The organism is Georgenia satyanarayanai (assembly GCF_023715365.1).
Classification (GTDB): Bacteria; Actinomycetota; Actinomycetes; order Actinomycetales; family Actinomycetaceae; genus Oceanitalea; species Oceanitalea satyanarayanai_B.
In genome coordinates this window covers 1-487 of record NZ_JAMBNZ010000059.1, presented here as the reverse complement: position 1 = coordinate 487, position 487 = coordinate 1, and the positions used below count along the sequence as shown (strand labels likewise).

Here is a 487-nt window from a genome sequence, read left to right as displayed (position 1 = left end):
CGGGATGACGGGGTCGGAGCACTTCGTGAACGACGTCTGCCCGAACTTGTGGGAGGCGCCGATGTCGTGCGCGTCGATCTGCACGCTCATGCGCTGCGAGCCGTCCTGCGCGACGTACTGACTGAGCCGCAGCCGACCCGAGACCATGACGTGCTGACCCTTCGCGAGCGAGTGATAAGCGTTGCCCGCGAGCGTGCGGAACGCCGTCACGCTGAAGAACTGCGACGCACCGTCGCTCCACGTGTTCTCCTGCGCGTTCCAGCGGCGCTCGTTGACCGCCATCCGGAACGTGAGGAACGCATCCCCTGTCTTCGTCTGGCGCAGCACCGGGTCGGTGACGACGGTGCCGCTGATGTCGATCGCTACCTCGTTCATGGTGGTTCCTCCACTGCGGCCGCGGCCGCGTCAGGCGTCGCGCCGGCCACCTCGGCCGGTCGTGATCCCGACGCTAGGCAGGTTCGTCCGCCCCGCGCGTCCCACCGTCACC

1 protein-coding gene is annotated in these 487 nt (G+C 68.2%); it reads right to left on the bottom strand.

Annotated elements, in window-relative coordinates:
* On the bottom strand, nucleotides 1–375 hold a 375-nt coding region (locus M3148_RS17005; RefSeq protein WP_251305912.1), incomplete at its 3' end, for a single-stranded DNA-binding protein.
* Between the last annotated feature and the right edge of the window lie 112 nt (nucleotides 376–487).